General features: G+C 62.9%; 23 protein-coding genes and 1 tRNA gene. 9 read left to right on the forward strand and 15 right to left on the reverse strand.

The genetic code is table 11. The features are described 5' to 3' along the window. Positions 1-13: 13 nt before the first annotated feature. On the reverse strand, positions 14-1,186 hold the full coding sequence (locus tag ACNJYA_RS20045) for an isovaleryl-CoA dehydrogenase (RefSeq protein ID WP_212257015.1): 1,173 nt from the start codon (positions 1,184-1,186) through the stop codon (positions 14-16). Between the two features lie 111 nt (positions 1,187-1,297). Here ACNJYA_RS20045 and ACNJYA_RS20050 point away from each other — a divergent pair, with 111 nt between their 5' ends. Beyond that, a complete protein-coding gene (locus ACNJYA_RS20050) occupies positions 1,298-2,326 on the forward strand; it encodes an AraC family transcriptional regulator (RefSeq protein WP_439363121.1) in 1,029 nt (342 codons plus the stop codon). A 45-nt stretch (positions 2,327-2,371) separates the two neighbouring features. On the opposite strand, the gene ACNJYA_RS20055 is transcribed toward ACNJYA_RS20050, so the two are convergent. Both ACNJYA_RS20055 and ACNJYA_RS20060 read right to left on the reverse strand, forming a co-directional pair. Beyond that, positions 2,372-2,866 (reverse strand): Lrp/AsnC family transcriptional regulator, encoded by a 495-nt coding sequence (locus ACNJYA_RS20055; RefSeq protein WP_172789574.1) that lies wholly within the window; start codon positions 2,864-2,866, stop codon positions 2,372-2,374. 318 nt (positions 2,867-3,184) lie between these two features. After that, positions 3,185-3,490, reverse strand: a complete 306-nt coding sequence (locus tag ACNJYA_RS20060; RefSeq protein WP_172789567.1) for an ETC complex I subunit — start codon at positions 3,488-3,490, stop codon at positions 3,185-3,187. A 250-nt stretch (positions 3,491-3,740) separates the two neighbouring features. Here ACNJYA_RS20060 and ACNJYA_RS20065 point away from each other — a divergent pair, with 250 nt between their 5' ends. Further along, the gene (locus ACNJYA_RS20065; protein WP_260383578.1) at positions 3,741-4,913 is read left to right on the forward strand and encodes an OpgC domain-containing protein; all 1,173 of its coding nucleotides are present in this window, start codon (positions 3,741-3,743) and stop codon (positions 4,911-4,913) included. A gap of 9 nt (positions 4,914-4,922) precedes the next feature. On the opposite strand, the gene ACNJYA_RS20070 is transcribed toward ACNJYA_RS20065, so the two are convergent. The 5 genes from ACNJYA_RS20070 to ACNJYA_RS20090 all read right to left on the reverse strand — a co-directional run bounded on the left by ACNJYA_RS20070 (position 4,923) and on the right by ACNJYA_RS20090 (position 8,217). Beyond that, positions 4,923-5,117: a hypothetical protein gene (locus ACNJYA_RS20070; protein ID WP_439400601.1), complete on the reverse strand. Its 195-nt coding sequence runs from the start codon at positions 5,115-5,117 to the stop codon at positions 4,923-4,925. 713 nt (positions 5,118-5,830) lie between these two features. Beyond that, a tRNA-Pro gene (locus ACNJYA_RS20075) sits at positions 5,831-5,907 on the reverse strand. A gap of 91 nt (positions 5,908-5,998) precedes the next feature. Continuing rightward, positions 5,999-6,484, reverse strand: a complete 486-nt coding sequence (locus tag ACNJYA_RS20080; RefSeq protein ID WP_212257013.1) for a DUF192 domain-containing protein — start codon at positions 6,482-6,484, stop codon at positions 5,999-6,001. Positions 6,485-6,594: 110 nt separating this feature from the next. Next, the gene (locus ACNJYA_RS20085) at positions 6,595-7,257 is read right to left on the reverse strand and encodes a cold-shock protein (RefSeq protein WP_172789563.1); all 663 of its coding nucleotides are present in this window, start codon (positions 7,255-7,257) and stop codon (positions 6,595-6,597) included. A 198-nt stretch (positions 7,258-7,455) separates the two neighbouring features. Continuing rightward, positions 7,456-8,217: an SIR2 family NAD-dependent protein deacylase gene (locus tag ACNJYA_RS20090; protein ID WP_439363122.1), complete on the reverse strand. Its 762-nt coding sequence runs from the start codon at positions 8,215-8,217 to the stop codon at positions 7,456-7,458. Between the two features lie 256 nt (positions 8,218-8,473). On the opposite strand from ACNJYA_RS20090, the gene ACNJYA_RS20095 reads away from it, so the two are divergent. Next, complete coding sequence (locus ACNJYA_RS20095; RefSeq protein ID WP_008558907.1) at positions 8,474-8,638, forward strand: hypothetical protein; 165 nt, start codon at positions 8,474-8,476, stop codon at positions 8,636-8,638. A gap of 96 nt (positions 8,639-8,734) precedes the next feature. On the opposite strand, the gene ACNJYA_RS20100 is transcribed toward ACNJYA_RS20095, so the two are convergent. Further along, a complete protein-coding gene (locus ACNJYA_RS20100) occupies positions 8,735-9,022 on the reverse strand; it encodes a hypothetical protein (protein ID WP_172789561.1) in 288 nt (95 codons plus the stop codon). A 283-nt stretch (positions 9,023-9,305) separates the two neighbouring features. On the opposite strand from ACNJYA_RS20100, the gene ACNJYA_RS20105 reads away from it, so the two are divergent. Both ACNJYA_RS20105 and ACNJYA_RS20110 read left to right on the forward strand, forming a co-directional pair. Continuing rightward, a complete protein-coding gene (locus ACNJYA_RS20105; protein WP_212257011.1) occupies positions 9,306-9,536 on the forward strand; it encodes a hypothetical protein in 231 nt (76 codons plus the stop codon). Positions 9,537-9,619: 83 nt separating this feature from the next. Then, positions 9,620-9,745, forward strand: coding sequence for a hypothetical protein (locus ACNJYA_RS20110; protein ID WP_257187420.1), 126 nt, complete (start codon positions 9,620-9,622; stop codon positions 9,743-9,745). Here the strand turns inward: ACNJYA_RS20110 and ACNJYA_RS20115 are convergent. From ACNJYA_RS20115 to ACNJYA_RS20125, 3 genes are all read right to left on the reverse strand, one after another. Continuing rightward, positions 9,742-9,939: a hypothetical protein gene (locus ACNJYA_RS20115; protein WP_439400602.1), complete on the reverse strand. Its 198-nt coding sequence runs from the start codon at positions 9,937-9,939 to the stop codon at positions 9,742-9,744. The genes ACNJYA_RS20110 and ACNJYA_RS20115 overlap by 4 nt on opposite strands. A 488-nt stretch (positions 9,940-10,427) precedes the next feature. Continuing rightward, positions 10,428-10,562 (reverse strand): hypothetical protein, encoded by a 135-nt coding sequence (locus ACNJYA_RS20120; protein ID WP_257187419.1) that lies wholly within the window; start codon positions 10,560-10,562, stop codon positions 10,428-10,430. A gap of 496 nt (positions 10,563-11,058) precedes the next feature. Beyond that, the gene (locus ACNJYA_RS20125; RefSeq protein ID WP_018323108.1) at positions 11,059-11,355 is read right to left on the reverse strand and encodes an HU family DNA-binding protein; all 297 of its coding nucleotides are present in this window, start codon (positions 11,353-11,355) and stop codon (positions 11,059-11,061) included. Between the two features lie 256 nt (positions 11,356-11,611). On the opposite strand from ACNJYA_RS20125, the gene ACNJYA_RS20130 reads away from it, so the two are divergent. Then, positions 11,612-12,103, forward strand: a complete 492-nt coding sequence (locus tag ACNJYA_RS20130) for a hypothetical protein (protein ID WP_439363125.1) — start codon at positions 11,612-11,614, stop codon at positions 12,101-12,103. 110 nt (positions 12,104-12,213) lie between these two features. Continuing rightward, entirely contained in the window at positions 12,214-12,516 is a 303-nt protein-coding gene (locus tag ACNJYA_RS20135; protein ID WP_172789557.1) for a hypothetical protein, read from the forward strand. An 83-nt stretch (positions 12,517-12,599) separates the two neighbouring features. Here ACNJYA_RS20135 and ACNJYA_RS20140 read toward each other — a convergent pair whose 3' ends face one another. The 3 genes from ACNJYA_RS20140 to ACNJYA_RS20150 form a co-directional block, all read right to left on the reverse strand. Beyond that, positions 12,600-12,806, reverse strand: a complete 207-nt coding sequence (locus tag ACNJYA_RS20140) for a hypothetical protein (protein WP_197958740.1) — start codon at positions 12,804-12,806, stop codon at positions 12,600-12,602. 828 nt (positions 12,807-13,634) lie between these two features. Then, entirely contained in the window at positions 13,635-13,859 is a 225-nt protein-coding gene (locus ACNJYA_RS20145) for a hypothetical protein (RefSeq protein ID WP_439400603.1), read from the reverse strand. Next, the gene (locus ACNJYA_RS20150) at positions 13,856-14,089 is read right to left on the reverse strand and encodes a hypothetical protein (protein ID WP_172789554.1); all 234 of its coding nucleotides are present in this window, start codon (positions 14,087-14,089) and stop codon (positions 13,856-13,858) included. Before ACNJYA_RS20150 ends, ACNJYA_RS20145 begins: the two co-directional genes overlap by 4 nt. Before the next feature lie 98 nt (positions 14,090-14,187). Here ACNJYA_RS20150 and ACNJYA_RS20155 point away from each other — a divergent pair, with 98 nt between their 5' ends. Together ACNJYA_RS20155 and ACNJYA_RS20160 are read left to right on the forward strand one after the other, a co-directional pair. Further along, positions 14,188-14,379, forward strand: coding sequence for a DUF3072 domain-containing protein (locus ACNJYA_RS20155; RefSeq protein WP_260383570.1), 192 nt, complete (start codon positions 14,188-14,190; stop codon positions 14,377-14,379). A 58-nt stretch (positions 14,380-14,437) separates the two neighbouring features. Then, complete coding sequence (locus tag ACNJYA_RS20160; RefSeq protein WP_172789552.1) at positions 14,438-14,590, forward strand: hypothetical protein; 153 nt, start codon at positions 14,438-14,440, stop codon at positions 14,588-14,590. The last annotated feature ends 1 nt before the right edge of the window (position 14,591 follow it).

The raw sequence follows: 14,591 nt of genomic DNA on the forward strand, positions 1-14,591 counted from the left end.
TGGAGTAAGGGACTTAAGCCGTCTCGGCCATCAGCTCGCGGCCGATCAGCATGCGCCGAACTTCGGAGGTGCCGGCGCCGATCTCGTAGAGTTTTGCGTCGCGCCACAGGCGGCCGACCGGGAATTCGGAGGTATAGCCGACCCCGCCGAGCGCCTGGATCGCCTCGCCCGCCATCCAGGTCGCCTTCTCCGCGGAATAGAGGATCGCAGCAGCAGCGTCCTTGCGCAGGCTGCGCGCATGGTCGGCGCGGTCGCAGGCGCGCCCCACCGCGTAGACATAGGCGCGCGTGGCCTGCCAGGTCGCGTACATGTCGGCGAGCTTGCCCTGCATCAGCTGGAAATCGCCAATCGGCTGACCGAACTGCTTGCGCTCGTGCATGTAGGGCACCACCGCGTCCATGCAGGCCGCCATGATGCCGAGCGGGCCGCCCGAGAGCACCGCGCGCTCATAGTCGAGGCCGGACATCAGCACCTTGACGCCCTCGCCCACCTTGCCCATCACGTTCTCCTCCGGCACCTCGCAATCGTCGAAGAACAGCGGATAGGTGTTGGAGCCGCGCATGCCGAGCTTGTCGAGATGCTGGCCGTGGGTGAAGCCCTTGAAGCCTTTCTCGATGAGGAAGGCGGTCATGCCGCGCGGACCGGCCTCCGGATCGGTCTTGGCATAGACCACCAGCACGTCGGCATCGCCGCCATTGGTGATCCACATCTTGGAGCCGTTGAGCACGTAGCGGTCGCCGCGCTTGTCGGCGCGCAGCTTCATCGAGACGACGTCGGAGCCGGCGCCGGGCTCGGACATCGCGAGCGCACCGACATATTCGCCTGAGATCAGCTTCGGCAGATAGCGCTGCCGCTGCGCGTCATTGCCGTTGCGGCGGATCTGGTTGACGCAGAGGTTGGAATGGGCGCCGTAGGACAGCCCCACGGCCGCCGAGCCGCGCGAGATTTCCTCCATGGCGACGATATGGGCGAGATAGCCCATGTTGGAGCCGCCATATTGCTCCGGCGCGGTCATGCCGAGCAGGCCGAGGTCGCCAAGGCGCTTCCACAGGTCTGCCGGGAACAGGTTGGCCTTCTCGATCTCGGCCGCGCGCGGCGTGATCTCCGCCTCCACGAAGGCGCGGAGCGTGTCGCGCAGCAGGCTGATGTCTTCGCCCAGATCGAAATCGATGCTCGGGATGTTCAAGGCGATTCCTCCGTAATTTGGGTCCGAACCTAGCGAGGTCCGGGACCTTCTCCGGTCGAAAAGGTTGCATTTTCCGCCAAACTTGGCGAGGATTTTCCGGAGGGAATTCCGATGCCTTTTCAAGCCGCAACCGCGATCCCGCGTCGCGCCGTCACCCCTGCCGCCTTCGTCCGCGGCGTGGTCGCAGCCTACGAGCGTTACGGCCGCGATCCCGCGGAGGCGTTGAGCCGGGGTCAGGTTGCGCCGGACCTGGTCAATTCTCCGGATGGGCGGGTCACCGCCGCCCAGTTCGAGGCCCTCGCCGGCCACGCCATGCGCGAGCTCGATGACGAGGCGCTCGGCTGGTTCTCGCGCCGGCTGCCGTGGGGCTCCTACGGCATGCTGTGCCGCGCCTCGATCACCGCGCCGACGCTGGAGGTCGCGCTCAAGCGCTGGTGCCGGCATCACCGCCTGCTCACCGAGGACGTGCTGCTCGAACTCGAAATCGGCGAGGAGACTGCGGTCGTGGCAATCCGGGAGCAGCGTGACCTCGGGGCTTTGCGCGAATTCTGCCTGGTCACCCTGCTCCGCTATGTGCTCGGCTTCTCCTGCTGGGCTGTCGACTCCCAGATCGCACTCCGGGCGGCTGAGTTCCCTTATCCCAAGCCCGGCCACGTCTCGGTCTATCCGACCATCTTTTGCCGGACCGTCCGCTTCGATGCGGACCGCGCGGCCATCATCTTCGACAAGCACTATCTGTCGCTGCCGCTGACGCGCAGCGCGGCCGATCTCGACAACATGCTCAAGGGCGCGCTCCGGCTCACCGTGCTGCCCTACCGGCGCGACCGCCTGCTGGTCGAGCGCGTCCGCCGCGTGCTGCGCAATGCGCGCGGACGCGTCCTCGGGGCCGAGGACGTCGCCAGCGAGCTTGCGCTCTCCACCCGCACGATGCATCGCCGCCTGCGCGAGGAGTCCACCTCGCTGCGCGATCTCAAGGAGGAGGCGAAATTCGAGCTCGCCAAACAGGAGCTGATGCGCGGCCGCACGCCGATCAAGCGCATCGCGGAGATTGCCGGATTCCGCAACGAGAAGAGCTTCTCGCGCGCTTTCCGCACCTGGACCGGTGCCAGCCCGCGCGAGTTTCGGGGGCGGTATCGCTGAGACGCGCCTCTGAACTTCAGATTTGATGGGGGGATATTCGAAGCGCTACCCAGCCGCCTCCGCCACCGCGACCTCCTGCAAAGGCAGCGGCACGTCCTTGGCAACCCCGAGCACGGGGAAGCTGCGGACGTTCTTGACGTTTGGCATCGCGGCGAAATGCAGGAGCTGTTGGCGCATGCTCTCGACACTCGGCGCCACGCATTTGAGGAGATAGTCAGTATCGCCGGAAATCCGCCAGCATTGCTGGATGCGCGGGATCGCGGCGATCGAGCTCTCGAACGCCTCCAGCACCGGCTGGGCCTGGCTGCCGAGCTGGATCGAGACGAACGACACCACCTCGTAGCCGAGCAGCCGCTCGTCGATCACGGCGCGCACTGCCCGGATCACGCCGCGGCTGAACAGCGACTTCAGCCGCCGCAGGCAGTTCGGCGCGGACACACCGACCCGCAGTGCCAGCTCGTTGTTGCGAACCCGCCCGTCCTGCTGCAGCTCGGATAGGATTTTCAGATCGACGCCGTCGAGCTGGTCACGCCCCGCCATACCCCGCCCCGCCATGGTCGTGTCATGCGAGGCAGCGAAGCACGGCGGGAAATGGCTGCCAAGGGTTCTTGGGCAAGGGTTCTTGGGCAAGGGTTCTTGGGCAAGGGTTCTTGGGCAAGGGTTCTTGGGCAAGGGTTCTTGGGCTCGGGCGACCAGCCGCTCCCTTCGTCATGGCCGGGCTCGTCCCTGCCATCCACGTTCTTCATCTACAAAAACGTGGATGCCCGGGCCTTCGCCTCGCCGAAGCGGCTTCGGCCGCGCAGGCGGGACAAGCCCGGGCATGACGGCACTTTGGATGCTTCGGATGAGAATGGCCCCTCAATGCGTCCAGGGCTCGCCGCGACGGAACGAGAAATTGTCGGCATAGGCAACCGGCCGGCGGATCGACTCCTTGGGCTCGATCACCTGATAGGCGATGCCCTTGCGCTCGCAATAGGCGATCGCCTCTTCCTTGCTGTGGAAGCGCAGCGTAATTTGCTGCTTCATGTCGGCCGACGAAGTCCAGCCCATCAGCGGCTCAACCGACCGCGGCTGCTCCGGCTCGTAGTCGAGCTGCCATTCCTTGGTCTTGGACCGGCCGGATTGCATCGCGTTCTTGGCAGGCTTGAAAATGCGTGCGGTCATGACTGGTCCGGGGCCTCTTCGTCTTTTCGTTCGATTTCGATGCGTCACGGTGGCAGTTGGTGGAAATCTCGGGGATAGTATAGAGAAACCGGTTGGGAACTGATCGTGATTCCGGCCCCGGCACCCTCGCCAACGGTATAGTCACTATGCTGCACCGTGACAATTGCGTACCCGCCTTCCGCGCCGGGATCCCGCCCGACGCCGTCTCGTCGATACCAGCAGATCCGTCCTCTTCGAGAGCTTCTGTCGCATGGCCTTCCTGAACATCAACGCCACGCTGCCCGAAAAGGGCCGTGACCTCAGGCTCGACCTGTTTCGCGGTGTCGCGAACTGGGCGATCTTTCTCGACCACATCCCCGACAACGTCGTGAACTGGATCACGACCCGCAACTACGGCTTTTCCGACGCGGCCGACCTGTTCGTGTTCATCTCCGGCTACACCGCCTCCTTCGTCTATGCACGGATGATGCTGGACCGCGGCTTCATCGTCGGCGCGACGCGGCTGACCAAGCGGGTCTGGCAGCTCTATGTCGCCCACATCATCCTGTTCGTGATCTACATTGCTTCGATCAGCTATCTCGCGCTGCGCTTCGGCGATTCCGAGATGATCAACGAGTTCAATGTCGCCGGCCTCGTCGACAACGCCACCGAGACGCTGCGCCAGGGCCTGTTCCTGCGCTTCAAGCCGCTCAACCTCGACGTGCTGCCGCTCTACATCGTGCTGATGGGCCTGTTCCCGCCGGTGCTGTGGTTCATGCTGCGCAAGCCCGATTTGACGATGATCCTGTCGATCGTGCTGTGGCTCGCCGCGCGCCATTTCGGCTGGAATCTCACCGCCTATCCGGCCGGCCAGTGGTACTTCAATCCGTATTGCTGGCAGGTGCTGTTCGTGTTCGGCGCCTGGTGCTCCATGGGCGGCGCGCGCCGCTCGATCGCGCTGATCAATTCGCCTGTTACGCTGTGGGTCTGCCTCGGTTATCTCCTGTTCGCGCTGGTCATGACCATGGCCGGCCGTTTCCCCGCCTTCGGCGGCATGTTCCCGGAATGGCTGTTCTCGGCCTTCAACCCCAATGACAAGACCAACCTCGCGCCGTACCGCTTCCTCCATTTCGTGGTGATCGTGATCCTGGTGATCCGCTTCGTGCCGAAGGAGTGGCCGGGGCTGGAGTGGAAGGTGTTCGACCCCTTGATCGTCTGCGGCCAGCAGTCGCTCGCCGTGTTCTGCGTCGGCGTGTTCCTGTCCTTCGTCGGTCATTTCGAGCTGTCGATGAGCTCGGGCTCGCTGCTCGCGCAGATCTTCGTCAGTGTCGCCGGCATCGCGATCATGACGACCGTGGCCTATTACATCTCGTGGTCGAAGAAGCAGGACAAGCCGCTGAAGCCGCCGCCGGCCAAGCCGGCTGCCGAAGCGAAGGCGGCCTGAGAGAGGCGGCTAAGCCGCCTCTTCGCCGTCGAACTCGGTGAACTTCTTGTAGATCCAGTCGCGGCCGTCGTGGCGACGCCAGACCTTGCCGAGCACGAACTGCCCGTTGATGGAGCGGCGCGGTACGATCACCGTCCAGAGGTGCCAGATCTCGGTCCAGTTCGATGGCGGACCGACGGTCCTGATGTTGGGATCAAGAGACATGGGCAGAACTCGCTGGCGCAGAACTCAAGAGATGCGCGCGCCGCGACGAACCGTCATCTGTGGTCGCACAGAGTGAAAGCAGCCCATCGCGAGCCGGGACCGACGTGATAACAGCCACGCAGACGACCGCAACAGCCGCTCGCCTTTAACCTTGCCGATCAACCTTACTTCTTGGGATGGGGCGGCGCGATCGGTTGAAAGTCGGCGCCGGTTTTTCTAGAATGTCCGTGATTTGAGGGCGAGCGCGCCGTTTCGGCGCACAGTGATTTCTACACTGAACTTTGCAGACGATCGGACGTTTGGAAGCAAGTAGATTGCGGGGGGACGACAATGATGAAATTGCAATGGGCACGTCTGCGTCTCGCGCTCCGCGTGGCGCGGCCCGCGTCAATCGTGAGCACGGCCTCGCAAGAGCCACCGCAAGCCGCCAACGACAACCAGATGGCCTGGTCGTACGTCCCATTTCCGCCCGGCTGGTGCGCGTCGAACTGACGAGCGCGGCCCGAAAGCGCAACGCCGCACAAGCGGAATATTCATCGCTTGGCGGCGTCCGTTTAGACATTGGGCGCTGAAATCCCCAACACGGATTTGTCGATGGCGACGGGCGAAGGTTCGATGAGGCTTTGCTGATTTCCGCGCGAAGCGGAGGCCGGACGCGTGGATGTGGCCATTGCCGGTTGGATGCTGACCTCTAGGCCAGCGCCGCCCGGGACTGGTCGGGGCAGCTGGATTCGAACCAACGACCTGCAGTACCCAAAACTGCCGCGCTACCAGGCTGCGCTATACCCCGAATGTCCGGCGAGCCCCGTCGATACACGCTTCCCGGTGCGCCAGCAAGCTTCCAAAAGCCGCCGGCCGGGGCGGCAATAGCCCTGCCCGCCCTATTTGCCGCCGAACAGGGGGTGACCAACGCGGTCACCGGGACGGATGCCGTACTTCTGCGCCGTTCCCGCCACCACCTCCAGCACGGCCCGGGCGGGCCCCCGGGAGGAGATGATCTTCGTCGACAACGGCTCGGTATTCTCGGCGATGCGCAAAATGCGGCCATCGGCGCGGATGAAGATCATGTCGAGCGAAACATAAGTGTTCTTCATCCACATCGAGATTTCCTGCTCGGGATTGAAGTCGAACAGCATGCCTTTGCCGTCGGCCAATTCCTTGCGGTACATCAGGCCGGTCTCCTTCTCCTCCGCGGTCGTTGCCATCTCGACCGAGAACACCTGCACGCCGTTCTTGGTGACGATCTCGAGCGGCTGGAAGCTGGCGGCGCCGACCGGCGCGCCGGCGACGGCCCAGAAGGCGATGACGAGGATGGCGGCCAGCCAGCCCTTCAGAGCGGACCAGACGGCCTTTCGATCAGAATTCATGGGGGCTCTCGCGGCGTGGGACTTAAAGTCAGTCCTTACGCGGCGACCGCCCGAAAAGGAAGAGGCGCGCCGGACTCGCAGCGCGCCTCTGCTCACGATTGCGGGAATTCTTAGTGCGACTGCAATCCCGGCGATCCGGTCTCGGGATGGATCTCGGCCGCCATCATGCCCTTGGAGCCGGGCCCGAAGCGGACCAGCACATACTGGCCCGGCCTGAGCTCGGTCATGCCGAAGCGGCGCAGCGTCTCCATATGCACGAAGATATCGGGGGTGCCCTCGCCGCAGGTCAGGAAGCCGAAGCCGCGCAGCCGGTTGAACCATTTGACCTGGGCCCGTTCCAGCCCGCTGGTCGGGGTGACCGTGACATGGGTGCGCGGCGGCAGCATCTGCGCCGGATGGATCGCGGTCGATTCGTCCATCGAGACGACGCGGAAAGCCTGGTAGCCCTTGGCGCGCTGGATGCACTCGACGACGATGCGGGCGCCTTCATAAGCCGTCTGGAAGCCGTCGCGCCTAAGCACGGTAACGTGCAGCAGGACGTCGGGCCAACCATTGTCGGGAACGATGAAGCCGTAGCCTTTGGAGGCGTCGAACCATTTGATGACGCCGGTGACCTCGACGAGGTTGGCGCTGGCTTCGCCCAATCCGGTGAAGGGACTGAGTGCGGTGTCGCGGCCGGCGCTGCCATGCTCGCTCGGCGTCAAGCGCCCCGGCGAGGTGCCCTGTCCGGGAACTCCAAGCTTCTTGGACTCAAATCCGTCCGACGACCCCATAACCCCGGACCCCACACTGCCATGCAACCCGCCACATTGGCGGCGCTCGAATCACGCGTCTTAAGAGAATGTTCTCAATTCGACGCGACGCGAATCTTTCGACTCAAAAGATAACACTCCCGGTTGCGACGCATAGACAAAAAAGAGATTCGCCGGAACCTATGAACAGCTTGCACAGCCGCGAATCAAATTGACGCCTCAATTTGCGACAAAGGGCCCGAGAGTCTCGCCGATGTCGTGGTGGATGACGAGGTCGGCGATGTCGTCCTGCTCGGTCGGCTCGCGATTGATGATCACGAGACGTGCACCGGCGCGCTTGGCCATCATCGGAAAACCGGCGGCCGGCCAGACCACCAGTGAGGAACCGACCGCGATGAAGAGATCGCAAGCCTGCGACAGCGCTGTCGCGCGCTGCATCTCGTCCTCCGGCATCATCTGGCCGAAGGAAATCGTGGCGGTTTTCACCGGCTCGTCGCAAGCGGTGCAGTTGGGCGCCGCGCCATCGTTGTCGAAACGGCGCCTCACCCAGTCGAGCGGATAGGCCTGCCCACAACCGATGCAGCGCGCATAAGTGGTATTTCCGTGAAGTTCAACCACGTGCTCCGGCGCGAAGCCCGAGGCCTGGTGCAGGTTGTCGATGTTCTGGGTGATGACGGCGGGAACCTTGCCGGCGCGGTAGAGCGATGCCAGCGCCCGATGGCCGCGGCCGGGCTTCGCTGCGGCAAAGACCGCCTCCATCGCAAAGCGCCGGCGCCAGGATTCGTCCCGCGCCTCCTGGCTCGCGACGAACTCGTCGAACGGGATCGGACGGTTGCGCGTCCAAATTCCGCCCGGCGAGCGGAAGTCGGGAATGCCGCATTCGGTCGAGATGCCGGCACCGGTGAACGGCACGATGGTCCTGGCATCGGCGATCATGTCGCCGAGCCGCTCGATACCGCTCTGAAGATCCGATGCGATCAATCGCGCCTCCCGACTCCGTTTGGCCTGACAGCAACATGCGCAAGCGGCAAGATCGTTGACGCTCTTATCAAGCGCCAACGCAACGCGCTCGGCAATTTCTTCCGACCTTCGCATATCACAATCCTGCAATGCCTCCTCCCCATTGACGCCCCATTCGGAAGTGCCAATGGATGTGTTGACGCGACTCAACGTGATTGCGGCGGCAGTGCTTGAGTTCAGATGTGCACATACTCAAGGTGTAGAGGGGAGATTTGACATGACCGAGGACGAACAGCGCAAAGAGCGCGAACGCGAAGAGATCGCCGCCCGTGTCGCCGCCTTCCGTGCCACTCAGGAAAAGTTCAAGCGCGAGCGCGAGGAATACTTCGTGTCGACGCTGGAGAATGCCCGCAAGGTCGAGCGGCCCTCGCTCTGGCCGTAATCGGTCGCGCCGGCAGGGCGCGACGACATGCGAATGAAAAAAGCCCGGAGCAGCGCTCCGGGCTTTTCGCTATCGGCGATCACTCAATTGCCGGACTTACCAATGGCGCCAGTGGTGGTGGCGTCGGTAGTACGGCCCGCCGTAATAGGCATACGGACCCGGTCCGTAATAATAGCTCGGGCCGTCATAATAGCCGTAGCGGGGGCCGTAATAGCCATAGGGATGGGAGGCTGCGACCGCGCCCGCGGTTATGGCGCCGGCGGCAAGGCCGAACGCCAGGCCCGGCCCGATGCCGCGGTGACCTGCCTCGGCGGGCGCAGGGGCCGCGACCGCGGTCACGCCAACGGCTGCGACGGTGGCCAGAACTGCCAGTGTCTTCTTCATGCTCTCCTCCTTCGCGTCTTGCGGGGATAACCGCGAGCGCCCGCGATGGTTGCGCGGGGCGCAGGGAACCGATCGCGGTCAAAAAATGTCGATGCAGCGGGAACGAAATCGCCTGTGGCGGATTGACGTTCCAAGTGCGGGAGCCTCCGCCATCCGGGTTGAGGCGACAGCACGAAGACCCCGTCAGCATCTCCGCGATGCTGGCGGGGTTTTCAGTTTCACGGGAGCAGATGGCACCAGACCATGACGGTTGCCAGCAGGGACGACGATCGAGGAGGAAAGCTTGCCGTTATCCGCTTTGCTGGCCCGTATCCGCAAATTGGTTCCCAGATCCGACGATGAGCACTACGACGAGATCGTCCGCAGCTTCGGTGTCGGCACGCTGCGCCCGCCGCCGACGCCGATGAGCGACCGCGAGCTGGCGCAAGCGATCTCCGAGTTCCTGAAGGAGCAGCCGTCGAGCGAATCCGTCGCCACCCTCGGCCGAAGGCTCGACCCCTCCTCTCCGCTTTGAATTTCTCTACGGGAGCACGGAACTGGGATTACGCGCGGACGTTGAATCTTTCCTCCCGCTGAGCGGAGGGAAAGAAGGCCGATATGCCCGTCTGGCTCGAAGTCTTGCTCAACCTGTCCGGCTATGCCGGCTTCGTGGCGCTCGCCTCGCGCGGTGCCGCATGCCCGCAGGCACGGGCCGACGACCGCCGCTGCGGCGACGAGCGTTAATTGACGCGCGGTGCCTGACCTGCCGTGCGGACCAGCCGGTCGGCCTTGACCGCAACGCGCGTGTCCTCGGCCTGCGGCCGCAGCGAGAAGCTGATCACGACGAAGGCAAGACAGAACAGCGCGCTGACGACGGCGACGCGCCGGTAGGTGTGCCGGTCGCCTTGAAAAAAGGACGGCTCTGAAAAAGGCATCATGGCAAATTGCTTCTTGGCAAAGTCGTTTCTTTGGGAACGTCGTTCTTGCTTGTCTTTGCCGAACACCTAGCCCAAGGCGCAGCAAGCGCAACGCGATTGGGCTTTTAACCTAACCGAATAGGGTTATCGGCATCCGCGTAAGCTATCGTTAGCCAGACCGCAGCCGGCAGCTCCGCGGCGATGAACTGCAACAACACGACCCGCTTTGTTCCAGCTTCGACTCCATTTCGTTCGCGAAGAACGAATCGGAGTCGCAAGAATCAGCGCAGAGCGATTCCTAACGATCGATGAAAGCGCGCACGCTCACACGTTCGACGCGGCAGGACTCTTCGGCGGCAAGACCCTGCAACAAGACCCTTCTGCAACAAGACCCATCTCCGACAAAACTCCGCGACAAGAGTTCGCCGGCAAGCAACCGGCGACAGATCAAGCACGCTCCCCTCAGAGCGGGATCGCGCTTGCGCGTCGCCGCGCGGCGTCGATGCAGGTCAGGCCGCCCGCTTCGTCTTCTCCTTCGAGAAGCATTCGAGGATCTGGATGCGGAGCTCTTCCGCGGCAGGGCCCTCGAGCTTCCTGAGCTCGTTCCAGAGCCTGATCACTTCGCGCTGTTTTTCGACGGTCATGAGCAACCTCCAACGGTCCACCTGGGCGGCTCACACTAGAACAAAATGAGAACAAAAAGTCCAGCCCACCGGCGAAATTTCCTCGGGGCGACGTTGAACCTTTGCGGCGCAGCAAGCACTCATTGAAGCTGGGGATTTCAGCGCCCAGTTACACGGCAGCGCCGCCTGACGAACATATTCCGTCACGGCGGCGCTGTTGCTTTTTGCAATTTCAACTTTAGGTTAGGAGCCATGGCTGTCGGCCAGGCGCTGAAATCCCAACGCCGTCAGCCAGAAGAGCCTCGCGCGAAAGCGCGGGGCTTTTTCTTGTGAAGCGAGTGAGGATGGTGACGGAACGGGGCTCGCCGTTCCCGATGGCGCGAGCACCGCGCGCTACGGCTTGTCGTGATGGTCTGGTGATGTCCGGCATCGCCATGGCCGAGCATCACCTGGTCTTCAGCGGTTGATCGCTGCGGCGTCGCGCCAATGAGCGCGCCGCAACGACATCGCCGGCACGTCAGACGGCGTCCTTGGCCACCTTCAGCGGCGAGGCTTTGACCGACTTGCTGGCGGGCTTCGCCGCGAACTGCATCGGCTCCTTGGTGAAGGGATTGACGCCCATGCGGGCTTCGGTCGCCGGCTTGTTCACGACCGACATCTTCACGAAGCCGGGAATGACGAACTCGCCGGACTCGTTGAGCTCCTTGTAGCCGACGGTCGCCATGTACTCGATCACGGACTTCACGTCGTTCTTCGAAAGCTGCGTGCCCTCGGCAATTGCATCGATCAATTGGGTCTTCGTCATCTTTGCCATGGTCTGAATTCCTTTGAATGGGTGCGCGGAGCAATCTGCTGCTGGGGACGCGGCCGGACCCGCGAATGCGCGCTGCTGATTCATGCCAGAAGTCATGAAGTGATCGGGCTTAGACCCTATCGAGGCCGAAAACGCAAGCATGGGCTCTGCGGGGTTCCGGACTTCCTGTGCAAGATGTTGTAAGACCTGCAATTTTCTTGAACCTGCCAGAGCACCGCGCCTGCTATAAGGTCGCAAGTTTTCCGATGGGGTGCTGATGAAGGTCGCTATCGTCATTGCAGGTTTGATCGTGTTCGCTGTCGCAGCCCTCGTCGCGATCCAGCCAGGCTTCTTGAAGCCTGCGTCGCTTGCGCTCGTGAAAAAGTCCGACATCTTCGGCTTCTCGCCGGGGATGACATTCGACGAGGCGAGCAAGCTCGTCAGTCAACGCCACTATCTCTGCCGGCAGAGCCGAGGTCCGTACACCCTCGAATGCGAGATCAACGGCGCCAAGGTCACAGCCCACGGCGTTGAAGCTGACGCCAGGCATCCGATCTGGCGCGTCGATGCGACGCTGAACAATCCCGGATCGCAGGACACCGCCGTCAAATCGATCTCCGAGCAGTTCAACGCACCGGCCATCAAGGACCGCGAAGGCTGGACTTGGATCGTCGGCCGCGGGCTCAAGCTGAGCTATGATGGCGCCACCTTGAACCTCGTCGACGAGGCCGCGGAGGCCAGGCTTCGCAACAACGAAGCCAAGCGCTAAAGCGAAGTCACCTCGGCGTGAAACTTGTGGCTCGGCGCCCATTGTTGACGCTTCAGTAACCTAACGCGACCAAGCTTCGATCAGGTTGGTTGCGTTGGAGTATCCTGACAGTGCTGGATTTTAACGAGCTGCGTGAACTCGCAGCTGATGTTCGTATTTTTGTCGACGTCGCCGAAGACAAGGCTGAAGCGCTCAGAGCGGTCATCGCGGCCTACGACGTGGTGCTGGCGATCTTCCCCGTCGATGACGGCATGGGCCTCCACGTCATCAAGGGCAAGGAGATCCTGGACCAGATCGCGACGTCGCGGACACACGCGATGTACAGCCACACGGCGATCGCGGTTCCGGATCTCGCACATGCCGAAGCGCTCAAGTTCCTGACGACCCCGGTCGAACACCGGATCGCGGCCTAGCCCGGCCGCAAGGGCGTGCAAGTGCGCACCGGCTCTCAGCGATGGAGGCAGGTCGCTCAGCAGCTTTGTCCGGACGCGCAGGCTCAAGCGGTTCGCCGCTTCCGTCGCAGGCCGATGCGCGTGCCCGGGAGATTGATGCCAAGCTCGATCGCGCGCGACCTGATCGATGCAATGGGCCGCTTCAGCTTCACGATCATCAGCGTGAGGCTCTTGCCGCTTTCACACATGGATCGAAGCAGCCGGTCGTCGTCTTCCGACCAGCGTTCGTGATTGTAGGTGCGGGCAGCCATGGACGTTTGCCTCTGAGGCCAATGAGGCGGGACCAAGGGCGAGAATGTCAAAGGACCCAGCTTCGCCTGTTCTGAGCGCGGCGGCTGGGTGTCAGTTGAAGGGCGGCTTGTTACGCTGCCGCCTGACGCAGAGATAGTTTTTCGGCGTCGATTTTCAACCGACTTACGGATTTGTAATTGCCCGGCGCGAGTGCATCCGCGTCCTCATTTGAACTTTCTTGCCGCTTGCGCGTCTTACAGTTGAAGCGTCCCTAAGCTTCACCTCGACAGAGAACCCCGCTCCAAAAGGACGGGGTTTTCGCTTTTGGCGCTGCATCAGTTCGCCCGGGATTTCAAGCGCTCTTTGCCGTTGACCCGGCAGCCCTCCAGACCCATTTTTGCTACGGGCAGGGTTTTGAGGAGCCGTGATGCCGAAAACCCTTGTGGAATTCAGAGCGCAGAACCTTCGTTTGCTCGAGCGGCTTTGTCCCGAGGACCCGCGATATATCGCGGCCTGGCTGAAGCAGTTCGATGAGCAGAACGGGATCACAGCAAAAGCTCATGCGAAGTCCGGCAAGAGCACTGCTTCGCCGCGAAGCAAGACTGCCTCGCCCGGGCGCACCAGGTCGACTCTCTCCTCCGTCTCACCGCGCTAATCGGCGGCAGCGACAAGCGCGCATGCTTGGGGTTGCTTGCGCGGTCGCGACATAACCGAAGCGGCGCAAGCTTACATGACGCATCGTTCGCGAATCCGCGGACCCGGCCCTTCTCACCTTGGAGACTTGTGCGCGGGCTCATTCGCATCCGACGGCTTTGCCGGACCTCAGCGGCAGAGAGCCGCTGGAACGCTCACGGAATGTCCGCCGCCTTCCGCTTGTCTCCGATCGAAACCGGCTTGTTCAGGAAATACTCGCGGTTGCCTGTCGCAGCTTCCGCGTATTGATCGATGGCGACGATGATGGCCTGGACGTGGGCATAGCACCACCCTTCCCGCGTCGCTCGTCGGCGAACGTCTTCGAGCGCGGTCAGGAAGGGCGACAGGTCTCTCTCGTCGTCGAACCATCGCCTGCTCACCATGTCCTCCCGCCGAGCACCCGGCCCTTGATCTGGCGCGGCTCCGCCGCCTTCAGCGCGTCGCGTTCCGCGCACAGGCTCTCGACCTTCGCCTCCATCCGCGACAGCAGCGCCTCGGCCGAGGCGGTGCCGATGCCCGCCCGCTGCAACTGGAGGATCTCCTTCCTCTGCCTGCCGATCTGGCTGCGCATCCGTTCGATCTCCCGCCTGAGAAAGTCCAGGTCCGGCATTGTTCCGCCTCGCGAATTCTAGATGTGACCCATGAGAACAAAAACGGAACGAAGAGTCGAGTCCGACGTTCTACGGAAAGCGGAATGGGAGATGTGTGATGGCCGACAACACCCAGAAGGACCCGAAGGATTGGGTTTCCGGCGACGATCCGATGACCGGAGCCCAGGAATCCTACCTCAAGACCTTGGCCGAGCAGGCTCACCAGGACCTGCCCGAGCAGGAGCTGACCAAGGCCGAGGCCTCGGAGCTGATCGACAAGATGCGGCAAAAGGCCGGGCTGGAGGAGTGAGCCGTCCGATTGCGGGAACCCGGCTCCGTGCGTATGCAAACGAAATTGGGAATCGAGAATGCCTTATTTCGTTTGCGCCCGCGACGGAGCGGGCCAGATCATCCTGAAGAGAGACACAAGGGAAGCGGCCGAGAAGAAGGCCGCCGAGCTCCGCGACATGGGCTATTTCGAAGTCGAGATCGTCGCCAAGGGTGACGACGAGACGGCGTGAG

Source organism: Bradyrhizobium sp. BLXBL-01, assembly GCF_051853025.1.
GTDB lineage: Bacteria > Pseudomonadota > Alphaproteobacteria > Rhizobiales > Xanthobacteraceae > Bradyrhizobium.

What these genes read in the sequence shown, in the direction of transcription:
- ACNJYA_RS20155 (WP_260383570.1), top strand. Translation starts at nt 14,188, where the DNA reads ATGGCCGACAACACCCAGAAGGACCCGAAGGATTGGGTTTCCGGCGAC.
- ACNJYA_RS20055 (WP_172789574.1), bottom strand. Translation starts at nt 2,866, where the DNA reads ATGGCGGGGCGTGACCAGCTCGACGGCGTCGATCTGAAAATCCTATCC.
- ACNJYA_RS20160 (WP_172789552.1), top strand. Translation starts at nt 14,438, where the DNA reads ATGCCTTATTTCGTTTGCGCCCGCGACGGAGCGGGCCAGATCATCCTG.
- ACNJYA_RS20095 (WP_008558907.1), top strand. Translation starts at nt 8,474, where the DNA reads ATGACCGAGGACGAACAGCGCAAAGAGCGCGAACGCGAAGAGATCGCC.
- ACNJYA_RS20150 (WP_172789554.1), bottom strand. Translation starts at nt 14,089, where the DNA reads ATGCCGGACCTGGACTTTCTCAGGCGGGAGATCGAACGGATGCGCAGC.
- ACNJYA_RS20050 (WP_439363121.1), top strand. Translation starts at nt 1,298, where the DNA reads ATGCCTTTTCAAGCCGCAACCGCGATCCCGCGTCGCGCCGTCACCCCT.
- ACNJYA_RS20125 (WP_018323108.1), bottom strand. Translation starts at nt 11,355, where the DNA reads ATGGCAAAGATGACGAAGACCCAATTGATCGATGCAATTGCCGAGGGC.
- ACNJYA_RS20130 (WP_439363125.1), top strand. Translation starts at nt 11,612, where the DNA reads ATGAAGGTCGCTATCGTCATTGCAGGTTTGATCGTGTTCGCTGTCGCA.
- ACNJYA_RS20120 (WP_257187419.1), bottom strand. Translation starts at nt 10,562, where the DNA reads ATGACCGTCGAAAAACAGCGCGAAGTGATCAGGCTCTGGAACGAGCTC.
- ACNJYA_RS20100 (WP_172789561.1), bottom strand. Translation starts at nt 9,022, where the DNA reads ATGAAGAAGACACTGGCAGTTCTGGCCACCGTCGCAGCCGTTGGCGTG.
- ACNJYA_RS20085 (WP_172789563.1), bottom strand. Translation starts at nt 7,257, where the DNA reads ATGGGGTCGTCGGACGGATTTGAGTCCAAGAAGCTTGGAGTTCCCGGA.
- ACNJYA_RS20070 (WP_439400601.1), bottom strand. Translation starts at nt 5,117, where the DNA reads ATGTCTCTTGATCCCAACATCAGGACCGTCGGTCCGCCATCGAACTGG.
- ACNJYA_RS20060 (WP_172789567.1), bottom strand. Translation starts at nt 3,490, where the DNA reads ATGACCGCACGCATTTTCAAGCCTGCCAAGAACGCGATGCAATCCGGC.
- ACNJYA_RS20080 (WP_212257013.1), bottom strand. Translation starts at nt 6,484, where the DNA reads ATGAATTCTGATCGAAAGGCCGTCTGGTCCGCTCTGAAGGGCTGGCTG.
- ACNJYA_RS20140 (WP_197958740.1), bottom strand. Translation starts at nt 12,806, where the DNA reads ATGGCTGCCCGCACCTACAATCACGAACGCTGGTCGGAAGACGACGAC.
- ACNJYA_RS20065 (WP_260383578.1), top strand. Translation starts at nt 3,741, where the DNA reads ATGGCCTTCCTGAACATCAACGCCACGCTGCCCGAAAAGGGCCGTGAC.
- ACNJYA_RS20115 (WP_439400602.1), bottom strand. Translation starts at nt 9,939, where the DNA reads ATGATGCCTTTTTCAGAGCCGTCCTTTTTTCAAGGCGACCGGCACACC.
- ACNJYA_RS20110 (WP_257187420.1), top strand. Translation starts at nt 9,620, where the DNA reads ATGCCCGTCTGGCTCGAAGTCTTGCTCAACCTGTCCGGCTATGCCGGC.